Annotated in this window: 22 protein-coding genes; 6 read left to right on the top strand and 16 right to left on the bottom strand. The window is 58.7% G+C overall.

From position 1 onward, the window contains the following. Positions 1–31: 31 nt before the first annotated feature. The 13 genes from ACYZUD_RS13600 to paaF all read right to left on the bottom strand — a co-directional run bounded on the left by ACYZUD_RS13600 (position 32) and on the right by paaF (position 12680). Positions 32–1678, bottom strand: coding sequence for a cation acetate symporter (locus tag ACYZUD_RS13600; protein WP_462024458.1), 1647 nt, complete (start codon positions 1676–1678; stop codon positions 32–34). Then, the gene (locus ACYZUD_RS13595; RefSeq protein ID WP_462024457.1) at positions 1675–1983 is read right to left on the bottom strand and encodes a DUF485 domain-containing protein; all 309 of its coding nucleotides are present in this window, start codon (positions 1981–1983) and stop codon (positions 1675–1677) included. The genes ACYZUD_RS13600 and ACYZUD_RS13595 overlap by 4 nt, the downstream gene beginning before the upstream one ends. Before the next feature lie 202 nt (positions 1984–2185). Continuing rightward, positions 2186–3262 carry a 1,2-phenylacetyl-CoA epoxidase subunit PaaE gene (paaE, locus tag ACYZUD_RS13590; RefSeq protein WP_462024456.1) on the bottom strand — a complete coding sequence of 359 codons (1077 nt, stop codon included), beginning with the start codon at positions 3260–3262 and terminating at the stop codon, positions 2186–2188. A gap of 33 nt (positions 3263–3295) precedes the next feature. Next, positions 3296–3829, bottom strand: a complete 534-nt coding sequence (paaD, locus tag ACYZUD_RS13585) for a 1,2-phenylacetyl-CoA epoxidase subunit PaaD (protein ID WP_462024455.1) — start codon at positions 3827–3829, stop codon at positions 3296–3298. Beyond that, complete coding sequence (gene paaC, locus ACYZUD_RS13580) at positions 3816–4577, bottom strand: 1,2-phenylacetyl-CoA epoxidase subunit PaaC (protein ID WP_462024454.1); 762 nt, start codon at positions 4575–4577, stop codon at positions 3816–3818. Before paaC ends, paaD begins: the two co-directional genes overlap by 14 nt. An 8-nt stretch (positions 4578–4585) precedes the next feature. Beyond that, the gene (paaB, locus tag ACYZUD_RS13575; RefSeq protein ID WP_003208899.1) at positions 4586–4867 is read right to left on the bottom strand and encodes a 1,2-phenylacetyl-CoA epoxidase subunit PaaB; all 282 of its coding nucleotides are present in this window, start codon (positions 4865–4867) and stop codon (positions 4586–4588) included. Between the two features lie 137 nt (positions 4868–5004). Next, complete coding sequence (gene paaA, locus ACYZUD_RS13570; RefSeq protein WP_462024452.1) at positions 5005–5994, bottom strand: 1,2-phenylacetyl-CoA epoxidase subunit PaaA; 990 nt, start codon at positions 5992–5994, stop codon at positions 5005–5007. Positions 5995–6483: 489 nt separating this feature from the next. After that, positions 6484–7809, bottom strand: coding sequence for a phenylacetate--CoA ligase PaaK (paaK, locus tag ACYZUD_RS13565; protein ID WP_462024451.1), 1326 nt, complete (start codon positions 7807–7809; stop codon positions 6484–6486). A 99-nt stretch (positions 7810–7908) separates the two neighbouring features. After that, positions 7909–9120 carry a 3-oxoadipyl-CoA thiolase gene (gene pcaF / locus ACYZUD_RS13560; protein ID WP_462024450.1) on the bottom strand — a complete coding sequence of 404 codons (1212 nt, stop codon included), beginning with the start codon at positions 9118–9120 and terminating at the stop codon, positions 7909–7911. Next, entirely contained in the window at positions 9113–9562 is a 450-nt protein-coding gene (gene paaI / locus ACYZUD_RS13555; protein WP_462024449.1) for a hydroxyphenylacetyl-CoA thioesterase PaaI, read from the bottom strand. The genes pcaF and paaI overlap by 8 nt, the downstream gene beginning before the upstream one ends. Continuing rightward, positions 9555–11072: a 3-hydroxyacyl-CoA dehydrogenase PaaH gene (gene paaH, locus ACYZUD_RS13550; protein ID WP_462024448.1), complete on the bottom strand. Its 1518-nt coding sequence runs from the start codon at positions 11070–11072 to the stop codon at positions 9555–9557. Before paaH ends, paaI begins: the two co-directional genes overlap by 8 nt. Positions 11073–11075: 3 nt before the next feature. After that, a complete protein-coding gene (paaG, locus tag ACYZUD_RS13545; protein WP_462025038.1) occupies positions 11076–11867 on the bottom strand; it encodes a 2-(1,2-epoxy-1,2-dihydrophenyl)acetyl-CoA isomerase PaaG in 792 nt (263 codons plus the stop codon). A 39-nt stretch (positions 11868–11906) separates the two neighbouring features. Further along, positions 11907–12680, bottom strand: a complete 774-nt coding sequence (gene paaF / locus ACYZUD_RS13540) for a 2,3-dehydroadipyl-CoA hydratase PaaF (protein ID WP_462024447.1) — start codon at positions 12678–12680, stop codon at positions 11907–11909. Between the two features lie 372 nt (positions 12681–13052). Here paaF and paaY point away from each other — a divergent pair, with 372 nt between their 5' ends. The 3 genes from paaY to feaR all read left to right on the top strand — a co-directional run bounded on the left by paaY (position 13053) and on the right by feaR (position 15655). Continuing rightward, a complete protein-coding gene (paaY, locus tag ACYZUD_RS13535; protein WP_462024446.1) occupies positions 13053–13649 on the top strand; it encodes a phenylacetic acid degradation protein PaaY in 597 nt (198 codons plus the stop codon). A gap of 82 nt (positions 13650–13731) precedes the next feature. After that, positions 13732–14655, top strand: coding sequence for a phenylacetic acid degradation operon negative regulatory protein PaaX (gene paaX, locus ACYZUD_RS13530; protein WP_462024445.1), 924 nt, complete (start codon positions 13732–13734; stop codon positions 14653–14655). Positions 14656–14740: 85 nt separating this feature from the next. Continuing rightward, complete coding sequence (feaR, locus tag ACYZUD_RS13525) at positions 14741–15655, top strand: transcriptional regulator FeaR (RefSeq protein WP_462024444.1); 915 nt, start codon at positions 14741–14743, stop codon at positions 15653–15655. A gap of 124 nt (positions 15656–15779) precedes the next feature. Here the strand turns inward: feaR and tynA are convergent, their stop codons facing one another. After that, positions 15780–18068, bottom strand: a complete 2289-nt coding sequence (gene tynA / locus ACYZUD_RS13520) for a primary-amine oxidase (protein ID WP_462024443.1) — start codon at positions 18066–18068, stop codon at positions 15780–15782. 281 nt (positions 18069–18349) lie between these two features. On the opposite strand from tynA, the gene queC reads away from it, so the two are divergent. Further along, positions 18350–19039 (top strand): 7-cyano-7-deazaguanine synthase QueC, encoded by a 690-nt coding sequence (queC, locus tag ACYZUD_RS13515; RefSeq protein ID WP_462024442.1) that lies wholly within the window; start codon positions 18350–18352, stop codon positions 19037–19039. A 54-nt stretch (positions 19040–19093) separates the two neighbouring features. Here the strand turns inward: queC and ACYZUD_RS13510 are convergent, their stop codons facing one another. Together ACYZUD_RS13510 and ACYZUD_RS13505 are read right to left on the bottom strand one after the other, a co-directional pair. Beyond that, complete coding sequence (locus tag ACYZUD_RS13510) at positions 19094–19972, bottom strand: queuosine precursor transporter (protein WP_462024441.1); 879 nt, start codon at positions 19970–19972, stop codon at positions 19094–19096. Further along, on the bottom strand, positions 19962–20561 hold the full coding sequence (locus tag ACYZUD_RS13505; RefSeq protein ID WP_462025037.1) for a transcriptional regulator: 600 nt from the start codon (positions 20559–20561) through the stop codon (positions 19962–19964). The genes ACYZUD_RS13510 and ACYZUD_RS13505 overlap by 11 nt, the downstream gene beginning before the upstream one ends. A gap of 384 nt (positions 20562–20945) precedes the next feature. On the opposite strand from ACYZUD_RS13505, the gene ACYZUD_RS13500 reads away from it, so the two are divergent. Continuing rightward, complete coding sequence (locus ACYZUD_RS13500; RefSeq protein WP_462024440.1) at positions 20946–21332, top strand: DUF6124 family protein; 387 nt, start codon at positions 20946–20948, stop codon at positions 21330–21332. A 33-nt stretch (positions 21333–21365) separates the two neighbouring features. Beyond that, positions 21366–21620, top strand: a complete 255-nt coding sequence (locus ACYZUD_RS13495) for a hypothetical protein (RefSeq protein WP_462009555.1) — start codon at positions 21366–21368, stop codon at positions 21618–21620. The last annotated feature ends 11 nt before the right edge of the window (positions 21621–21631 follow it).

Genomic DNA, 21631 nt, shown 5'->3' with positions numbered 1-21631 from the left:
TTTTATTCCCTGCCATCAGATCGATTGTTGTTTAGTGCTTGCTGGCGCCGGAGGCACCGATGCCGGTCATCGAGCGGATGAACTGCGCCAGATAACGGCCACGCTCAAGGGCTGCACGGGGTGAGGTGTCGGTGACGGAAAACACCCAGGCGCTCAAGAAGGCCAGGCTCATGGAAAACAGCGCCGGGTTGGAGTAGGGGAACAGCGCCTTGTCGTGATGCAGCACGTTGACCCACACCGCCGGGCTCAGGATCAGCAGGACAATCGCTGAGATCAGCCCCGCCAGGCTGCCGGTCACTGCGCCACGGGTGGTGAGGCCTTTCCAGTACATCGAGAGGAACAGCACCGGGAAATTCACCGACGCGGCGATGGCCAGTACCAGGCCGGACAGGAACGCAATGTTCTGCGATTCGAACAACAGACCCAGGATGATTGCCAGGACGCCGATGCACAGCGTGGCAATGCGCGACACGCGGATTTCCTGCTGCTCGGTGGCCTGACCCTTGCGCATCACGCAGGCATACAGGTCGTGGGACACCGCCGAAGCACCGGACAACGCCAATCCCGCAACCACCGCCAGAATGGTGGCGAAGGCGACCGCCGAGATGAAGCCGAGGAACAGGTTGCCGCCGACGGCTTGTGCGAGGTGCACGGCGATCATGTTGCCGCCGCCGATGATCGCGCCGTTGGCGTCGCGGAATGTCGGGTCGGTGCCGACCATGACGATCGCGCCGAAACCGACGATGATCAGCAGCAAGTAGAAGTAGCCGATAAAACCGGTGGCGTAGAACACGCTTTTACGCGCTTCCTTGGCATCGCTGACGGTGAAGAAGCGCATCAGGATATGTGGCAGGCCGGCGGTGCCGAACATCATGCCCAGCCCGAGCGAGATCGCATCGATGGGGTTCGACAGCAAACCACCGGGGGCCATGATTGCGTTGCCCTTGGCGTGCACAGCGGTGGCGCCGGCGAACATCGCTTCGGTGCTGAAGCCGAAATGCTTGAGCACCATGAACGCCATGAACGTGGTGCCGAATAGCAGCATCACAGCCTTGATGATCTGCACCCACGTGGTGGCGAGCATGCCGCCGAAGGTCACGTAAAACACCATCAACACGCCGACCAGCATCACCGCGTAGAGGTAATCGATGCCGAACAGCAATTCGATCAGCTTGCCGGCGCCGACCATCTGCGCCACCAGGTACATCAACGCCACGGTCAGGGTGCCGAAGGCTGAGGTCAGGCGCACCGGGGTTTGTTCGAGGCGATAGGACACCACATCGGCGAAGGTGTATTTACCCAGATTGCGCAGGCGTTCGGCGATCAAAAACAGAATGATCGGCCAGCCTGCCAACACACCCAGTGCGTAGAGCAAGCCGTCATAACCATTGAGGAACATCATCGCGGAGATGCCGAGGAAGGACGCCGCAGAGATCATGTCGCCGGCAATCGCCAGGCCGTTCTGGAAACCGGTCATGCCGCCGCCCGCGGTGTAGAAGTCGCTGGCGGAGCGGGTGCGCAATGCAGCCCAGCGTGTCACGCCGAGGGTGAACAGCACGAACACCAGGAACATGCCGATCGCGTTCCAGTTCAGCGGGCGGGACGCGCCGTCGGCGGCTGCCGCAAAGTCAGCGACAAAGGCCAGGGGCAGCAGGAACAACGCAAGAAGACGGCTCATCGGGCGCACTCCTGTTTCAGCTTTTCGTTGAGCGGATCGATCACGTTGTTGGCGCGATAGACATAGAAACCGGTCAGCGCGAATGCCAGCATCACGATCACCACGCCGACCAGCATGCCCACGGTGGTCACGCCGCCGCTCAGGGATTGGCCGAGGGTGCTGGGGGAAAACGCGACCAGCAACACGAAGCCGTAATAGATGACCAGCATGGCCAGGCTCAGTGACCAGTACAGATTCTGTTTGCGACGAACCAGCTGGATGAAATCGGGATGCTGGCGGATGAGTTCTATGTCTTCGGGGGTCATGGCGCGCTCTCTTTTGTTGTTTTTGTTGTGGGTGTAACAGTGGATCTGGGTCGACCATCGGACAAATGTGGGAGCGAGCCTGCTCGCGAAGGCTGTTTAACAGGCGACATCAATGTTGAATTTAATGGCCTCTTCGTCGGATCGCCGCCCGGAGTCGGCTCGCTCCCACAATTGTTTGGCGTTATTCCTGTGGGGCGCTGTCTTAGAGCTGGTCGAAATCCAGTACGACCTTGTCGCTCACCGGAAACGCCTGGCACGACAGCACGTAACCGGCGGCGACTTCGTAATCTTCCAGGGCGTGGTTGCTGTCCATTTCCACTTCGCCTTCGATGACTTTGCATTTGCACGTCGAGCACACGCCGGCCTTGCACGAATAGGGCAGTTCGGCGCCCTGGGCGTTGCCGGCATCGAGGATGCTCTGGCTGTTGCGCGGCAGGTCGAAGGCCAGGGCGCGGCCGTCGCTGATGACGGTGATCTGGCTGACCGCGGCATCCACCTGCCGGGCCGCTTCGCGAGCCTCGCGTTTTTGCTGGCTGCCGGCGGCGGCAAACAGTTCGAAATGGATGCGCTCCGGCGCCATGCCTTTAGCTTTCAGGCTGTCGCGCACGGTTTCGGTCATCTCCTGCGGGCCGCAGATGAAGGCGGCGTCGAGGGCTTTGACGTCGAGCCAGCGGGAGAACAGTTGCTCGCACTTCTCGGCGTTGATCCGGCCGTTGTACAGGTCGACATCCTGCTGCTCGCGGCTGAACACGAAGATCAGGTTCAGGCGCTGCAAGTAACGGTTTTTCAGGTCTTCCAGTTGTTCGCGAAACAACGCGCCGGAGCTTGAGCGGTTGCCATATAGCAGCGTGACGCGGCTGTGCGGTTCGGTTTGCAGGGTGGTCTTGATGATCGACAGGATCGGCGTGATGCCGCTGCCCGCCGCGACGGCCAGGTAATTACCGTGGTGAGTCGGGTCGAGTTCGACATGAAAGTGCCCGGCCGGCGGCATCACTTCCAGGCTGTGCCCGGCCTTCAGCTGCTCGTTGGCAAACGCGGAAAAACGCCCGCCGGCCACGCGCTTGATGGCGATGCGCAGTTCACCGTCGTTGACCCCGGTGCAGATCGAGTAGGAGCGGCGCACTTCTTCGCCGTCCATTTGAGTGCGCATCACCAGGTGCTGGCCTTGGGTGAAGTGAAAACTGTCTTGCAGGTGCTGCGGAATCTCGAAGGCGATGGACACCGCGTCACGGGTCTCGTTGCGCACGTCCTTGATGGTCAGGCTGTGAAATTTACTCATTTTTATTCTCCAGCTGGGACGGCCGAACGCCGCTCAGATGCACTTGAAATAATCGAACGGTTCCCGGCAATCGCAGCAGCGGTACAGCGCCTTGCAGGCGGTGGAGCCGAATTCGCTGAGTACTTCGGTGTGTGCGCTGCCGCATTGCGGGCAGGTGATTACCGGGCTTTCACCGAGCAGGCTGCGTTTGCTGGTGCTGCCGTTGGGCGGAGCAATGCCGTAGGCACGCAGGCGTTCGCGACCGCTCTCAGTGATCCAGTCGGTGGTCCAGGCCGGGGTCAATTTGCGTTCCAGTTGCGGTGCGTTGAAACCGGCCAGTTCCAGCGCCTCGCGGATATCGCTTTCGATCACTTCGGTGGCGGGGCAGCCGGAGTAGGTCGGCGTGACCACCACGTGCAGATGCCCGGCCTGCCAGTCGAGATCGCGCACGATGCCGAGATCGACCACGCTGACCACCGGCACTTCCGGGTCCATGACCTGCGCCAGAGTTGCCCACGCGGCGGCCAGGTCGGTCGGTTGAGCCGGCCGTGCACCGAGGTCGCTGGCGATCAGCTCACCAGGTTGCATCGGGGTACGCTCGTGGCAGGAACTGCATCTCGGCCAACAGAATGCCGAGGTGTTCGGTGTGCAGGCCTTGGCGTGCATTCAGGTAGAAATAGCTGGGCGCGGCGGGCACGGGCAGGGTGGCGCTGGCGAAAACCTCGTTGACCTTGGCTTGCCAGGCAGCAGCGACTTGCGCGGCGTCCGGGGTGATGCCGGCGTCGCACAGGCGTTGTTCGCTGTCGTCGGCACTGGTCAGTTCGACGGTGAAACGCCAGACCTCGGGGATGGCCGCGAGCATGCGCTGGTGGCTTTCCTCGGTGCCGTCACCCAGACGCTCGACCCACTCGCCTGAGCGGCGCAGGTGATAGGTGACTTCCTTCACCGCTTTGGCGGCGATCCCGGCGATGCGTTCGTCGCTGGACTGGCTCAGGCCGCTGAGTACCTGCAAGTGCCAGGCGTCGTAGAGAAATTGCTTGAGGATGGTCACCGCGTAATCGCCGTTGGGTTGTTCCACCAGCAGCAGATTGCGATAGGCCCGCTCATCCCGGCGAAATGCCAGGTGATCGGCGTCGCGACCGTCGTCCAGCAATTCGGCGGCGTAATCCAGCCAGTTGCGTGCCTGGCCGACGAGGTCGAGACCGACGTTCATCAGCGCCAGTTCTTCTTCCAGCGCCGGGGCCTTGCCGCACCATTGGCACAGGCGCTGGCCCTGGATCAGGGCGCTGTCGCCGAGGCGCAGCAGGTATTCGATCAGATCAGTCTGGTTGTTCATGGTCGACCTCACATGTGCCCGACTTCGGCCGGCAGCTCGTAGAAGCTGGCGTGGCGATAGACCTTGTCGTCGGCCGGGTCGAACAGCGGGTCTTTTTCATCCGGCGACGAAGCGGTGATCAGTGCCGATGGCACCACCCACAGGCTCACGCCTTCGCTGCGACGGGTGTACAACTCGCGCGCATTCTCGATGGCCATGGTGGTGTCGGCGGCATGCACGCTGCCGACATGCTTGTGGTTGAGGCCGTGCTTGCTGCGCACGAAGACTTCGAAAAGGGTCCATTCAGACATTTCAGTGACTCCACATTGTTAGGCTTCTGTAGGCGCTGCCGCAGGCTGCGATCTTTTGGCAGCTTTGAAACCGCCGAAGATCAAGATCAAAAGATCGCAGCCTGCGGCAGCTCCTACAGGGGTTACCGGCGTGCGATTCAGGCGGCGTTCTTGTTCTGTTTTTTGCGAGCGTGGGCGACGGCGGCTTCACGCACCCAGGCACCGTCTTCAATGGCTTTGCGGCGGGTGGCCACGCGTTCCTGGTTGCACGGGCCGTTGCCCTTGAGCACTTCGTAGAACTCGCTCCACTGGATGTCGCCGAAGTCGTAGTGGCCGCGTTCGGCGTTCCATTTCAGGTCCGGGTCGGGGCAGGTGCAGCCCAACAGCTCAAGCTGCGGGATGGTCTGGTCGATGAAGCGCTGGCGCAGTTCGTCGTTGCTCTGGCGTTTGATTTTCCAGGCCATGGATTGCGCGCTGTTCGGCGAGTGTTCGTCGCTTGGTCCGAACATCATCAGCGACGGCCACCACAGGCGGTTGATCGCGTCCTGGACCATGTCTTTTTGCGCCTGATTGCCATGACGCATCATGGTCAGGAGGATTTCGTAGCCCTGGCGCTGGTGGAAACTTTCTTCCTTGCAGATCCGCACCATGGCCCGGGAGTAGGGGCCATAGGAGGTGCGCTGCAGGACCACCTGATTGACGATCGCCGCACCGTCCACCAGCCAGCCCACCGCACCCATGTCGGCCCAGTTCAGCGTCGGGTAATTGAAGATGCTCGAATACTTGGCCTTGCCGCTGTGCAGCTTGGCGATCTCTTCATCGCGGTCGGCGCCGAGGGTTTCCATGGCGCTGTAGAGGTACAGGCCATGACCGGCCTCGTCCTGAATCTTGGCCATCAGTTGCAGTTTGCGTTTGAGCGTTGGTGCACGGGTGACCCAGTTGCCTTCGGGCAGCATGCCGACTATTTCGGAGTGGGCGTGCTGGGAGATCTGCCGGATCAGGGTTTGGCGATAGGCATCTGGCATCCAGTTCTTGGCTTCGATCTTGATTTCTGAATCGATTTTTTCCTGGAAGGCGCGTTCCTGTTCGGACATCTCCGCCAGGTCCTTGATGCGCTTTACGCCGGTTTCTACAAGCTGTGCGTACATGGGGGGTCTCCCGCCTTGAATCTGATCGAGGGCATGGAGAACTTTATAAGCGATACAGAAATTAATATCAAACACAAAATATAGTGTCGTATGTGTTTTTGTATCGCTTTGGGATGAGTGGTCTGGTGTACATATCCGTTTCTGCGGTAACGGCGGCTGACGGTTCCGCTCTTACAGCGGGTCACTTGGAAAAGCGCCAAGTAACCAAACGCTCTTGCCCCTGACGTACGGTGCCTCGCCCAGGCTCGGCACCGTACGTCAGGGGCAAGAGCGCTTTGGTTACTTTCGCCTGGGCCGGCATTCCGGATTTTCGAAAGTGACCCGCCGTAAGGGCGGAACCGTCAGCCGCCGTTACCGCAGAAACGGATATGTACACCCGAAAGAAAATGGTCGGCTTTCAGGCCGCCATCGCAGGCAAGCCAGCTCCCACAGAGGCATGCGTACACCCCAAAAAAACCCCGCAAAAGCGGGGCCATAAAGGTGCAGCAGTCATGCTTTCGGGCGCTTGTCCATCACGTGACAAGCCTTGCCCTCAGACCGCTTGATCGAATGCAGGGGCTGCAAAACGATCCGCGAACTGATCCCGATGTACGTCTTGATATGCCGACTCAACTCGGCGGCGACAGCTCTCTGCTGATCATCGCCCAGGTGCTGATGTTCGGCCTTGAGCTCCACATGCACATCCACACTGTCCAGGTTGCCATTGCGATACAGATGGATCTCGTAACACTCTGAAAGCTGTTTGATTTTCAGCACCTGCTCCTCGATCTGCGTCGGAAACACGTTGACCCCGCGAATGATCAGCATGTCATCGCTACGCCCGGTGATCTTGTCGATACGCCGCATCGGCCGCGCAGTGCCCGGTAGCAGCCGCGTCAGGTCGCGGGTGCGGTAGCGGATCATCGGCAAGGCTTCTTTGCTCAGGGAGGTGAACACCAGTTCGCCCATCTGACCGTCCGGCAGCACTTCACCGGTGACCGGGTCGATGATTTCCGGGTAGAAGTGGTCTTCCCAGATCGTCGGCCCGTCCTTGGTTTCCGCACATTCCATGGCGACGCCTGGCCCCATGATTTCCGAGAGACCGTAAATGTCCAGGGCGGTAATGCCCAGGCGCGCCTCGATGGCGCTGCGCAGCTCGGCGGTCCAGGGCTCGGCGCCGAAGATGCCCAGGCGCAGGGCCAGTTTGTGCGGGTCGATGCCCTGGCGCTCGATTTCATCGGCGATGTTGAGCATGTAGGACGGCGTGACCATGATGATGTCCGGCTGGAAATCCTTGATCAACTGCACCTGTTTTTCAGTCTGGCCGCCAGACATCGGGATTACCGTGCAACCCAGGCGTTCGGCGCCGTAGTGCGCGCCCAGGCCGCCGGTGAACAGGCCGTAGCCATAGGAAATGTGCACTTTGTCGCCGCGACGCCCGCCCGCTGCGCGGATCGAACGTGCGACCACGTTGGCCCAGGTGTTGATGTCGTTCTGGGTGTAGCCCACGACCGTCGGTTTGCCGGTGGTGCCGCTGGATGCGTGCAGGCGCACCACGTCATGCATCGGTACGGCGAACATGCCGTAGGGATAGTTGTCGCGCAGGTCGGATTTGGTAGTGAACGGAAACTTCGCCAGGTCTTCCAGGGATTTGATGTCATCCGGGTGCACGCCGAGCGCATCGAAGCGCTGGCGGTACAGCGGCACGTTGTTGTAGGCGTGGTTCAGGCTCCAGCGCAGGCGTTCCAGCTGGTGCTGACGGAGTTCGTCGATGCTGGCGGTTTCAATCGGGTCCAGCACAGGGTCAAGCACGGCTTTGGCAATTGGCATGTTCATAACTTCACTCGAATTATTTTTGTGTTTCAGCCCTTTCGCACAAGGGCTTAGAGTGCATGCCCCAAGGATACCTCTCGGTTCCCCGGGAATCGCGATTCTTTAGTCGGACAGGCGCTCGATGATCAGCGCGATGCCCTGGCCGACGCCGATGCACATGGTGCACAAGGCGTAGCGACCCTGACGTTCTTCCAGTTCATGCAGGGCGGTGGTCACCAGTCGTGCGCCGCTCATGCCCAGTGGATGGCCGAGGGCAATCGCACCGCCGTTCGGGTTGACCCGCGCATCTGTGTCGCTCAGACCGAGTTCGCGGAGCACCGCCAGACCTTGCGCGGCAAAGGCCTCGTTGAGTTCGATCACGTCCATGTCCGCCAGGCTCAGGTTGGCCAGCTCCAGCACTTTGCGTGTTGCGGGCACTGGGCCGATGCCCATGATTCGCGGTTCGACGCCGGCAGTGGCCATTGCCACGACCCGGCCGCGAGCCTTCAGCCCGTGGCGTTTGGCGACTTCCGGGCTGGCCAGCAGCAGCGCGCAAGCGCCGTCATTCACTCCGGAGGCATTGCCCGCGGTGATGCTGCCGCCTTCGCGAAACGGCGTGCCGAGCTTCTGCAACTGCTCAAGTGTGGTGTCGCCGCGCGGGTGCTCGTCGTGCTCAACGACCTTGGCCGGACCTTTGCGCTGGGGGATTTCGACCGCGACGATCTCCTTGGCAAAGCGTCCGCTAATCTGGGCTGCGGCGGCGCGCTGCTGGCTGCGCAGGGCAAAGGCATCCTGGTCGGCGCGGGAGATGTTGAACTGCTCGGCGACGTTCTCCGCAGTTTCCGGCATGGAGTCGATGCCGTAGGTCTTTTTCATCAACGGATTGACGAAGCGCCAGCCGAGGGTGGTGTCGTAGAGCTGCGCCTCGCGGGAAAACGCCTGTTCGGCCTTGCCCATCACCAGCGGGGCGCGGGACATCGATTCGACACCGCCCACCAGCATCAGCCCGGCCTCGCCACAGCGAATCGCTCGGGCCGCCGTGCCGATCGCATCCAGCCCGGAACCGCACAAGCGGTTGAGGGTGGTGCCGGGCACGCTGACCGGTAACCCGGCCAACAGCGCCGACATGCGCGCGACGTTGCGGTTGTCTTCGCCGGCCTGGTTGGCGCAACCGTAGATCACATCATCGACGGCATTCCAGTCGACTTGCGGGTGACGGCGCAGCAGTTCGCGCAGCGGCACCGCGCCGAGGTCGTCGGCGCGCACGCTGCTCAAGGCTCCGGCGTAGCGGCCGATCGGGGTCCGCACCGCATCGATGATCAAGGCGTCATTCATTCGGGTTCTCCTGCGTCAGCACAGTGCCGCGCACTTTGTAGGATTTGCCATGGAACAGGGCGATCAGCTGGCCCAGTTGGTTTTCAATGCGTACGTCATAGTTGCCGGTGCGACCGGAGCGGCTTTGCTCGATGCAGTCGGCGGTCAAGGTGTCGCCCAGGCGTGCCGGGGCGATGTAGTCGATGCTGCAACCGATCGCCACGGTGGCGTCGTTGTAGCTGTTGCAGGCAAAGGCGAACGTCGAGTCGGCGAGGGCAAACAGGTAGCCGCCGTGGCAGGTGCCGTGGCCCTGGATCATGTCGGCGCGCACGCTCATGCCCACGCGGGCGGCACCTGGCGCCACCGAGAGCAAGCGCATGCCCATTGCCTGGCTGGCCGCATCGCGCTTGAACATCGCTTGCGCGCAGGTGCTGGCCAGGTTCATCGCTTCATGGTTAGTCATGAAAAGTCCTCCCTTCGGCGACCCGGCGGCGCAACAGCAGCGACGGCCGATAGCGTTCTTCGCCGTAACTGGCTTGCAGGTTTTCCAGCACGGTCAGGATGTGCGAAAGACCGATGGCATCGGCCCAGGCCAGCGGGCCTTGCGGGTAATTGACCCCGGCGCGCATCGCCAGATCGATGTCGGCGGCCGAGGCAACGCCTTGCAGCAGCGCGTCGGCGGCTTCGTTGGCGAGCATTGCCACGGTGCGCAGCACCGCGAGGGCCGGGCTGTCGCTGAGTTGGCTGACGGTGAGCCCGGCCCGTTGCAATAACGCAACGCCGTGTTCGAGGGCGCAGGGCTCGATGTCCGCTGAGCAACTGATGGCGATTCGGCTGGCTTTGCCGTAGTCGAATGCCAGGTCCAGCAGAATCAGATTACGCAGGCCTTCTTCTTTGGCTCGCTGACACGCCATGCGCCCGTCGCTCAAGGCCAGCACCGCGTCACCGACGCGCAGCAAGCCTTGGCCGTCGCGCTGAATGACCTCGACGTTGTGTTCGCGCAAGCGCGGGATCAGTGCGTCGGCAATGCCGAGATCACCTTCGACAACGCAAGTTTCAGCGGCGTGTTCGCTGCTGATAAGTGTCGGCTGCGGGCGCTCGGCACCTTCGGCGTAGCGATAGAAACCCTGACCGCTTTTGCGTCCCAGCCGTCCGGCGTCCACCAGTTCTTTCTGGATCAACGAAGGCAGGAAACGCGTGTCGCCGTAATAGGCGTCGAACACTGAACAGGTCACGGCGTAGTTGACGTCATGGCCGATCAAATCGGTCAGCTCGAACGCGCCCATCGCGAAACCACCGGCATCGCGCATCAGCGCATCCAGCGTCGGGCAATCGGCGGCGCCTTCCTGCAACAGGCGCAGGCTTTCGGCGTAGAACGGCCGAGCCACGCGGTTGACGATAAAGCCCGGCGTCGAACGGGTGTGCACCGGTTTTTTGCCCCAGGCCCTGGCGGTGTCGTACAGGCACTCGGCCAATGCTGGATCGCTGGCCAGGCCCGAGACGATTTCAACCAGCGCCATGATCGGTGCCGGGTTGAAAAAGTGCAGGCCGAGTAAGCGTTGCGGACGGTCCAGTTGCGCAGCAATGCTGGTGATCGACAGCGACGAGGTGTTGCTCGCCAGAATGCAGTGCTCGCCGCAGATGCTTTCCAATTGGCGGAAGAGGACGCGCTTGACCTCAAGGTTCTCGACGATGGCTTCGATGATCAGTTCGCAATCGGCCAGCGCTTCGATGGATTCCACCGCCTGAAGACGGGCGATGGTCGCCGTCCTTGCTTCGGCGGACAACGTGCCTTTCTCGACCCGTTTGCCCAGTTGCCGGTCAATGCCATCGATGGCCTGTGCCGCGGCACCCGGGCGATTGTCCAGCAGCAGCACCGGATGGCCGGCCTGTGCGGCGACTTGCGCGATGCCGGCACCCATGGCGCCGGCGCCGATCACCGCGATGCGCGCGTTGGTGTTCAGTGCGCTCATGGCTCAGCGCCCCTTGAAGCTTGGGCTGCGTTTTTCCATGAAGGCACTGACGCCTTCACGGTAATCCTCGCTGCGCCCGGCCAGGCGTTGCAGGTCCTTTTCCAGCTCAAGCTGTTCGTCGAATGTGTTGCTCAGGCTAGCGTTCAGGCTGCGTTTGATCAGCGCCAAGCCGTAGGTCGGTTGAGTGGCCAAATGGCGGGCAAGCGTCAGGGCTTCGTTGCGCAGTTCAGCGTCGTCGACGCAGCGGTAGATCAGCCCCCATTGCTCGGCTTGCTCGGCACTCAAGCGATTGCCCAGCAAGGCGAGGGCCTTGGCGCGGGCCATGCCGACCAGGCGCGGTAAAGTCCAGGTGCCGCCGGAGTCGGGGATCAGGCCGATTTTGCAGAAGGCTTGAATGAAACTGGCCGAGCGCGCCGCCAGCACCAGATCGCAGGCCAACGGGATGTTGGCGCCAGCCCCGGCCGCCACGCCGTTGACTGCGCAAATCACCGGCAGCGGCAGGTCACGCAATTGGCGAATCAGCGGGTTGTAGAACTTCTCAATGGACTCGCCCAGATCCGGCACGGCGCTGCCCGGTGCGACATTGCGGTCGCTGAGGTCTTGCCCGGCGCAGAAACCACGACCTTCACCGGTCAGCAGCAACACGCGCACGTCCGGGTTTTGCCGGATCTGTTTCAACGCTTCTTTTACTTCGCCATGCATCTGCGCATTGAAGCTGTTGAGCTGGTCCGGCCGATTGAGGCTGAGCAGGGCGACGCCGGCCTCGATGGAAAACAGGATGTGTTCGAAGTTCATGGTCATGGCGCTCTCTGAGAGGTCGTACGAATTCGGTAATTACTGACCGGTGAAGGTCGGTGCGCGCTTTTCCTGAAAGGCTGCAATGCCTTCATCGCGGTCGCGGGTGCCGGCCAGAACCGTGAAGGCGTGGCGCTCGAAACGCAGGCCGCTGGCGAGGTCGGTGTCCATCGCCTTGAGCAGCGCTTCCTTGGCCAGGCGCACGGCCAGCGGGGCTTTCGTGGCAATGACGCGGGCAATCTGCAAGGCGCGCTCGACGGTGAATTCCGGTTGCGTCACTTCGCTGACCAGGCCGGCGCGTTGGGCCTGGCGGGCATCGATTGGCTCGCCGGTCAGGACCATCTGCATGGCCATGGATTTGCCGACGGCGCGCAACAGGCGTTGGGTGCCACCGGCGCCGGGCATGATCCCGAGGTTGATTTCCGGCTGGCCGAAGCGGGCGTCTTCACCGGCAATGATGATGTCGGCGTGCATCGCCAGTTCGCAGCCACCGCCGAGGGCGAAGCCGTTGACGGCGGCGATCAGCGGTTTGTTGAAGCGGGTGATGGTTTGCCACGACGCCTGGCGCGGGTCGTCGAGGATGCCGACCAGGTTGCGTTCGGCCATTTCCTTGATGTCGGCGCCGGCCGCGAAGGCTTTGCGGCTGCCGGTCAGGACCACGACGCGGGTGTCGGGATCGGTTTGTGCGGCGTTGAGTTCATCCGCCAGTTCACCGAGCAATTCGGTGGTCAGGGCATTCAGAGCCTGGGGGCGCTGCAAGGTAATCAGGCGAACGCCCGGCTCGAGGAACTCGACAGCATGGGTTAGAGGCATGGCGGATGCCCTCACGGTGCACGCTCGGCTGCAATGCCGGCTCATTATTGGATCGGCCAGGTGGGCCGGTTTTGCCTGAGTATAACTACAACGTGATACTAAAATACAATACTAAAACTGATTTAATGTGTCTTATTGATGGGCGGTGTGTTTTTGTAGGTTGGCTCTATGGAAGGGGGTATCACTGGTTTTTTGCCGGATTTATTGGTCGAAATGGCGGATTTAGAGGTCCCGATAGATCGTCTTGAAGTGCTGCGGTTAAGTGATACGGTTTTTTATCTTTGTGATAGTAAAAGTGATGTGATACAAAATGTTCCTATATCGGCATCGCTTTTCGAATCCGCCCGACATTGCGTTTAAAAGGAACCTCCCATGACCTGCTACAGCCTCGATGGCCTGACCCCGGTGGTTGATCCCACCGCTTATGTTCATCCGTCAGCCGTGCTGATTGGTGACGTGATTGTCGGCCCCCATTGTTATGTCGGGCCGCTGGCCAGCCTGCGCGGGGACTTTGGCCGGATCGTGCTGGAGGAGGGCGCCAATCTGCAGGACACCTGCGTGATGCACGGTTTCCCGGACAGCGACACGGTGGTCGAACGCAATGGCCATATCGGTCACGGTGCGGTGCTGCATGGTTGCCGGATCGGCGCCGATGCGCTGGTGGGCATGAATGCAGTGGTGATGGACAATGCGCGGATCGGCCCTCGCTCCTTCGTCTCGGCGGCGGCCTTTGTCAAAGCCGGATTCGAATGCCCGGAGCAATCACTGATCATGGGCGCACCGGCCAGCGTCAAGCGCAGCCTCAGCGATGAAGAAGTGTCGTGGAAGCAGGCGGGCACCCGTGAGTATCAGCAACTGGCCAAGCGTTGCCTGGAGCAGATGCAGGTGTGCGAGCCGCTGACCGAGCCGGAACCTGATCGCCCGCGTATCAGCGACAGCGGTCTTCGGCCCAAGGGCAGCGCACTGTGAACGCAATCCCCTGTAGGAGCAGCCTTCGGCAGCTCCTACAGACATTCGGTATATTCCTTTTCTTTTTCTGCTCGGTACGCCCATGTCGTCCCTGACACCCTTGAACCATCTGATTACCCGCTTTCAGGAGCAGACGCCGATCCGCGCCAGTTCCTTGATCATCACGTTGTACGGGGACGCCATCGAACCCCACGGCGGAACGGTCTGGCTGGGCAGCCTGATTCAATTGCTCGAGCCCATCGGTATCAACGAACGGCTGATCCGCACCTCGATCTTTCGCCTGACCAAGGAAGGCTGGTTGACCGCCGAAAAAGTCGGGCGCCGCAGTTATTACAGCCTGACCGGTGCCGGTCGCCGGCGTTTCGATAAGGCCTTCAAGCGGGTCTACAGCTCCACCGTGCCGGCCTGGGATGGTTCCTGGTGCCTGGTGATGCTGACGCAACTGACCCAGGACAAGCGCAAACAAGTGCGCGAAGAACTGGAGTGGCAAGGTTTTGGTGCGATTTCGCCGGCAGTGCTGGCCTGCCCGCGCAGCGACCGGGCCGACGTCAACGCGACGCTGCTCGACCTTGGCGCCCAGGAAGAGACCATCGTCTTCGAAACCACCGCTCAGGACGTTTTGGCCTCCAAGGCCCTGCGTTTGCAGGTGCGCGAGAGCTGGAACATCGAGGAGCTGGCGACTCATTACAGCGAGTTCATTCAGCTGTTCCGACCGCTCTGGCAAGCGCTTCGCGAGCAAGAGAACCTGCAACCGTCCGACTGCTTCCTGGCACGCGTCCTGCTTATTCATGAGTACCGCAAACTGCTGTTGCGCGACCCGCAATTACCGGACGAGTTGCTACCCGGCGATTGGGAAGGACGCGCCGCCCGACAGTTGTGCCGCAATATTTACCGGTTGATCTACGCCAAGGCCGAGGAATGGCTGAACAGTACACTGGAAACCGCCGATGGGCCGTTGCCGGACGTGGGTGAAAGTTTCTATCGGCGGTTCGGCGGGCTGAAGTAGCCCGTCAGCATTCAGGGAGCGTGACTGTTCAGGAGAACCTGTGGATTGGCGTAGACAATAAAAATAAGCCTGCGTGAGGCCCGACATGATTTCTTCAATTGCACAGCGCCGTGATGGGTTCGATCAGTGGATCCATCAGATCAACCAGATCTGTGGCGCCTTCAATGCGCAACCCCTGGGCGATGAGTTTGCCGGCCAGATCCGCGAGCACCAGGACGGCGCGCTGAAGCTCAGTTTTGTCGATGCCCGCCAGGCGCGGCTGTACCGCACGCCTCAGGAAGTCGCCGCAGGCGAGGGCGGGAAATACTTCGCGGTGTTCCAGCTCGACGGCACGGCCGGCATGGCCCAGGGCGACAGCAAGGTTTTACTCTCGGCCGGTGACATCACGCTGATCGACGCTTCGCGCCCCAGCGACTTTACCTACAGTGAAAATTCCCGGCAGTTGTCGCTGATTCTGCCGTCGCAACTGGTTGAGCAAACCCTGCGCTTCAACCAGGTCCGGTGTGGTCACCGGATCGCTGCGACATCCCCCATCGCGATGCTTTCGCACCGCCTGATCCTGGACGCCACTCACCAGCAATGCCTGAGCCGGCAAGAAAGCGAAGCGACGCTGGAGGCGATTGTCAGCTTGCTGCGTCCGGTCATCAGCCACACCGAAGACTGCAGTGATGTGCATGAGCGCATCTTCCGCAAGACCCTGGGTTTTATTGACGAGCACATTCGCTCGGAAGACCTCTGCCCGGAATGGCTGGCGCGAGAGGTCGGCATGTCGACGCGTGGGCTGTATCGGATGTTCGCCAAGAAGGGCTTGGTGGTCGCGCGGTACATCAAGAATCGACGTCTGGATTTGTGTGCTGAATCCCTGCGCCAATCACGCACGGAGCAGAAGTTGTCGGTGCTGGGTTACTCGTGGGGCTTTTCCGATTCGAGCTACTTTTCCACGGCGTTCAAGGCGCGCTTCGGCATTTCGCCCGGTGAGTACCGCAAGCAGCACGCTTGAGATTTCATCGAGGAATGGAATCACCCTGTGGGAGCGAGCCTGCTCGCGATAGCGGTGCATCAGGCATGGAGATGGTGCCTGACAGTCCGCAATCGCGAGCAGGCTCGCTCCCACAGGGGGGGATTTACTTCGGTGCGTTGAGGTTCAGCGTCGGCGTTTCATCAAAGAAATTCCACGGTTTCAACAGCACATGCACCCACTCGGTCGGCATGATCGGCCACTCTTCGGCCCGGGCGATGTGCGTGGTGCCCGTGGTCAGCCAGACCACATCATCGGTGTTCTCGATGGACTGGTTATCGTGGGTGAACTGGCCGAGCCCCGCATCCTTGTCCGAGCGGTTCGGGTATTTGCCTTCCGGGTACTTTTCGTCCGGGTTGTAGCGCGTCACCCACAGTTGCTTGTCCATGAAACTCAGGCGGTGATAGAGCCATTCGTCCTTGCCGAAGTTGGCGCCCTTGGCCACCGGATGGGTACCGCCGGCATACGGAATCAACTGATAGGAAACCGGGTTGCCGACTTTGTTTTCCTTGCTGAAGTTGGTCAGCAAGCGAACGGTCGAGGGGTCGAATTTCTGCGCGGCCTGTTGTTCGGTGCCGACCACTTGTTGCTCGGTCTGCATGGTACTGGTCCGCGGCCCGCCACGGTCGTTCGGGGCAATCACCGGGTTCACTTCCACCAGCGAGTTGTTTTCACCGTCCACGTCCATGTCGAGGCGGAAGTTGTAGATGTGCTGGTGGGTGGTGCCGACGATGTTATGGTCCAGCAACGTGCCGTAGCGCGTGTCCTCCTTGGCCGTGGCCTCATGCATGGTTTTCGATTTCACGCCCTTGACCGCTTCGATCCCGGTGGCGCCGGCATCGATGCCGATGGTGCCGTTCTGCTGGAAGACCCAGTCGAAGATGTAGTCGTAGTTGCCGACGGTGCTGATCCAGCGCACCACCAGTTCGCGACGTTCGGTGCTGAGGTTGGGCTGGCCCATTTCCTGGTGCTTGTATTCCGGGCCGGCGTAGCGCTCGAACACCGCCATGGCGCGCGGAATCGTGGTCGGTGCACCGGTGTAGTCGGCGATGGTGGCGTCCAGCAACACGGCGTTTTCCGGAGCGTCCTTGCCGCGGGAAATCGGTGAGGTCAGGGTGCCCATGCCGTAATCGCCCGAGTCGAGATAAGCCTTGAAGTACCAGCCGCCGTCGGGATCGCCGTACGGCACGATCATGCCGCCCAGCGAGCCTTCGTACATGATCTTGCGTTTCTTGCCCTTGTCGTCATAGGTGACCGTGGACAGGATCGGGCCAACCCGCGAATCGAGGCGAACGTGGAAGTCCCAGTTCTGCCAGTGAATGCTGTTGCCGGTGATGGTGTAGTTTTTCCCTTCCGGCTCGATGATCTCCAGCGGTTTGACCTGCGGGCTTTTGCGTCCTCGTCCGTCATAAGGTGTCGGCTTCATCGGCACCGGAATGACCGCGTCGTCTTCGATCTTGATCAGCTTCTTCTGCTCCAGGTCGACAATCGCCACCAGGCCTTCGATCGGATGGCCCCAGTAATTGCCATCCCCGGTGTTCAGGTAACTGACGATTTTCAGCAGCCTTTTATCCTGCGCCAGGCCGTCCTTGCCGTCGAAGTACCCGACCGTCAACGGCGTGGCCACGACCTTTTTCACATCGGTGATGCCGCGTTTGGCCAGGGCCTGCGCGTATTCGGGGCTTGCTTCGATGGCCGATTGCACCGTCGCGAAATCGTCGAGCAACACCATGCCGTGGGCGCCTTCGACCGGTTTCCAGGACTTGAGCGTCTTGCTGTCGAGATCGACCAGACCCTCGATCACATGCTTGCCGTCGAGCACCACGACAGTGGCCTGGCGCGGCTGGGAAACGGTCTGGCCGGTATAGACGAAGTTCCAGACCTGATCCTTGGGCGGCTCATTGACCGAGACTTCGGTGAAGCGAAAACCGGGCTTGTAGTGCTCCGATTGCTTGACGATGTCCACCGCGCTTTTGATTTCGTCCGCGCTCAGCGGGTTGAGCGGGTTAGGGCGGGTCTCAACGACAAAGGTCTTGTCCAGCCCGGACTGGAACACCTGGTTGATGAAGTCCTTGGGCATGTACGCGGTCTTGCCCTTGAACACCACCGGCACCGTCAGTTCCATCCGCTTGCCGTTGAGCACGGCCACCTTGTTGCCCGGTTTGACCTTGAGGTAGACCCCGTCCTTGGCAATCACGAACAGGTCGGCATAGTCGTCCCATTTGACCGTGGCGCCAAACGCTTCAAGTCCCGATTGCAGCGGCACCATTTCGGCGGCTGCGCCGTGGGCGTTGGCCTGAGTTACCCAGCATGGCAAGCCGAGCGTCCCCAAGGTAATGGCCAACGCAAGCCGGGCAAGCGGTTTTCTTTTGAGCAACGCTACGGACGTGAACATTTTCGGGTTCCTTGGGAAAAGCCGGGGACGGGCAATACTGCACTTTGCTACAGCCGGTGGATGGCTTCTTTTGGATGCCTGCCAGAATCCTTTGGCTGTGTGCCTAAATCAACTTTTCCCGCTGGTCCGCCAAGCCGCCCCGCGGGTAATCCAGTAAAGAAACGACACGAACGGAAATAGGAGACGGCCTTTTCGGAAGCTTCCCACAGTCAGATTTTGAGCTTCCCGGTAGGGTCAACGGCCCCGGCATCCAGCTGGGACACCCCAAGGATGAACGAACCATGACCAGAAAGGCCGTTATCGTTTTCAGCGGAGGACAAGACTCAACCACCTGCTTGATCCATGCGCTACCTATGTACGACGAAATTCATTGCATTACGTTTGATTACGGCCAGCGCCATCGTGCGGAAATCGAAGTGGCGCAACAGCTTTCAAAACAGCTTGGCGTGAAGGTGCATAAAGTATTGGACACTTCATTGTTGAATGAACTGGCCATTAGCAGCTTGACGCGTGACAACATTCCGATTGCAATGAGTACGGGGGGCGGTGTGCCTGATACGTTTGTACCTGGCAGGAACATTCTGTTTTTAACTCTGTCTTCAATTTATGCCTATCAAGTGGGTGCTGAGGCTGTCATTACAGGTGTCTGTGAAGCAGAGAGTTCTGGCTATCCTGATTGTGGTGATGAGTTTGTTAAAGTTTTGAACAGCGCTATCCACTTGGGTATGGACTATAAAATACGGATTGAAACGCCGCTTATGCGGTTGAGTAAAGCTGAGACTTGGGCTTTGGCTGATTACCATAATCAACTGGATCTAATTCGATACCAAACATTGACTTGCTACAACGGTATAGCGGGAAGTGGGTGCGGCGACTGTGATGCGTGTGCTCTTCGTGCAAAAGGGCTGAGTGAGTTTCTGGAAAATAGGATGGAAGTCAGGAATAGTTTAAAAGCTAAACTAGCAATGTAAAAATACATTTGCTGTGGAGGGGGGTTAGCTGTTAGTGCTAACTTCTTCCTGGGCTTATGTAGTTTGACCTGCTGCTATATATTTTTTAAATAGTGATCTTGCCCCGTAGGCGGGTAGAATGTTGAAAACTGCGAAACACATCTTAATAGCTATTTGAACATAAACGATATGGAGTATTTCGCTGTTTTGCATGGTTCCATAAAATGCAATAAAGCAGAATAGAGAACTGTCTATTATCACCGCAAAGAAAGTGCTGAAAAAAACTCGTAAAAATAGAAATCTAGAATTGGTTAGCTCTTTTATTTTGCACAGAAGGTAAGAGTTGACGTACTCAGAGAAAAGGAAGGAAATGCAGGATGCTACTAGTACAGATGACACATGGCTAATTACCTCGCTGTAGGGCTCGTCGAGTTTCCAGCCGGTTAAACCTGGAAGATAGCTCGTGCCACTCAGTAGAATGATAATAAATGCATTGCTTGCAAAAGCGAATAGTATGGCTCGTCTGGCGAGTCTTAGGCCGTAAGACTCATTCAGTATATCTACTATTAGAAAAGTCAGAGGGTATAGAAAAACACCCGGGGTAACAACAATGTCAAATAGTTCTATATGTACCAGTTTTGTCGCGGCAATATTTGTGAAAATGTAGAGTGCAAAAAGGAGCAGGTTGAGGGCAACGTAAGTCATCCACGACCTTTCGTGGCGATCATTCATTTCGTAGGTAGTTAACGCAGCACCGCCGGAATAGTATTTTCGGTATATGTCCTTGATTTCAACCTTGCTTAGGTTGTCAATTATTTCACTTCTCATTACCTCGCCTAATTTTACCTTTATAACTTTTCCCGTGGAGATCACCATGATTACGACAAGGCTTTTGTTTTTTTCAAATCCTAATAATTTGTATTTGCTGTTAGCAGTTCCATTGCTATTTTCCATTAAATCTCTCCTCAATCACGTCTCCAATAATATAAATAGCATCGGGGTTAAAGTCGTCGCCACTGATTATGGTCAGGTTTGTTGTTGCTTCGATGTATGCCAATTTATCACCGGTGTCAGTTGATAGGCCCCTCTTTACAATCAAAATATCTCCTGCCTCATTCGTCCCGCTAATTTTGTTTTCCAGGAGCACGCCTATTAAATTGCAGGCTGTACCAAAGTAATATGTCAGTGGGTGCATGATGGCCAACTCACCAATTCTTTTGTCAAGACTCTGTATCAGCAAACTCTCTCTAATAATCGGGACTGCTGCCGGATTCATGTTTCCATCCGGAGAGGCGCTACTCTCGATTATTTCTTTTTCTTCAAAATCTACCGTCTCTATTTCCTTATATGAGACGCCAAAGAAATCCGATATTTTCCGAATAGTGGATTGTTGTACGTGGATAACCCGTCCTTCCAAAATGTTATAGATGGTTGTCCGGGTCAGACCGCTGGAGTTGCACAAAGATAGCCGAGTCTCTCCACGGCTCTTTATCAGGTACTTGATGTTGTTCTTTAGTTTTTCTGTTCTGTTTTTCTTGTGCATTAAAATATCTACCATTTTCCTGTTGTTGCAATAGGTCGCGCGTATGTAGGTGACTCTCATTGAGCGCAGCATCCTACACATCTGTCGCTCGGACAAAAATGATAATTTTCGAAAATAATCCAACAAAGGTGAAACGGTTTTCATTGTGCGAGTTAGTGTCATCACTACATGTAAGACGCGGCCTACTCAGCTAAAAGAATCGTCTTACAGTAATTAGGAAGTGTAAGTGGAGAGAATCATTTAATTACACAGATGTTCATTTATTTGATTAATAAAATGGAATTTTCTGGTAATAAATCTACCGTTCCGTCATGTGTAACCGTCAATCAAATCTGGTTGAAGGCAAGAGACAGGCACTTTCTAAACCTTGCAAGGAGCTCCGGCATGAAACAGTCCAGCCCAATCGCAACCGAATCATCAGGCCTTCCGGCCAACACCACCGTCCCTTCACCCAATCACTCCAAAGTCTCCGAACAACTCGTCAGCGTGCCCTTGCGCACTCACAAACGCCCCGAATCAGCTAGCCATTTCTTCACCGTAGTGCCGGATGCCGATACGGAAGCCATGCTCTGTCACGCCTCGGAAACGCTTGCTTCCCTGAGTGTCATGGCCACCGATCTTGCTCGGGAACTCGAGGGGCCGCGTCGCCAAGTCATACTGGCCATCCAGCAACTGTCCGCAATTGGCGAGTTACTGGTCAATCGAGCGCTGGAAAACCTGGAGCCGCCCCGTGGATCGTCTGAAGGTCGTCCAACTGCCAACGCTGAATAATCGTGTGCCTTTTCCCATTGGAGGTTTTTCGTCATGGATCGATACATGCCTGTTACCGGCATCGACTGCAGCGTCCCGTCATTGCTGATCGACACTGAAGCACCACTGGACGTGTTGCACGAAACGGCGGCCTACCGCATTCGTACCGCAACGCAACTGCTGGAGAGTTTTGCGTGCGGAGAGGGTGTGCACAGTGAACTGGCGCGGGTGTTGGTGACTTCACTGCGCGATGGCTGTGATTTGCTGGATGTTGTCGGGCGACGATTGCAGGGGCAGGTTTCAGCATAGAAAACGGGCGC

The sequence above is a fragment of the Pseudomonas sp. XS1P51 genome, from assembly GCF_054897845.1.
Note: the sequence above shows the minus strand (reverse complement) of the source record. Positions and strands in the feature narration are given on the sequence as shown.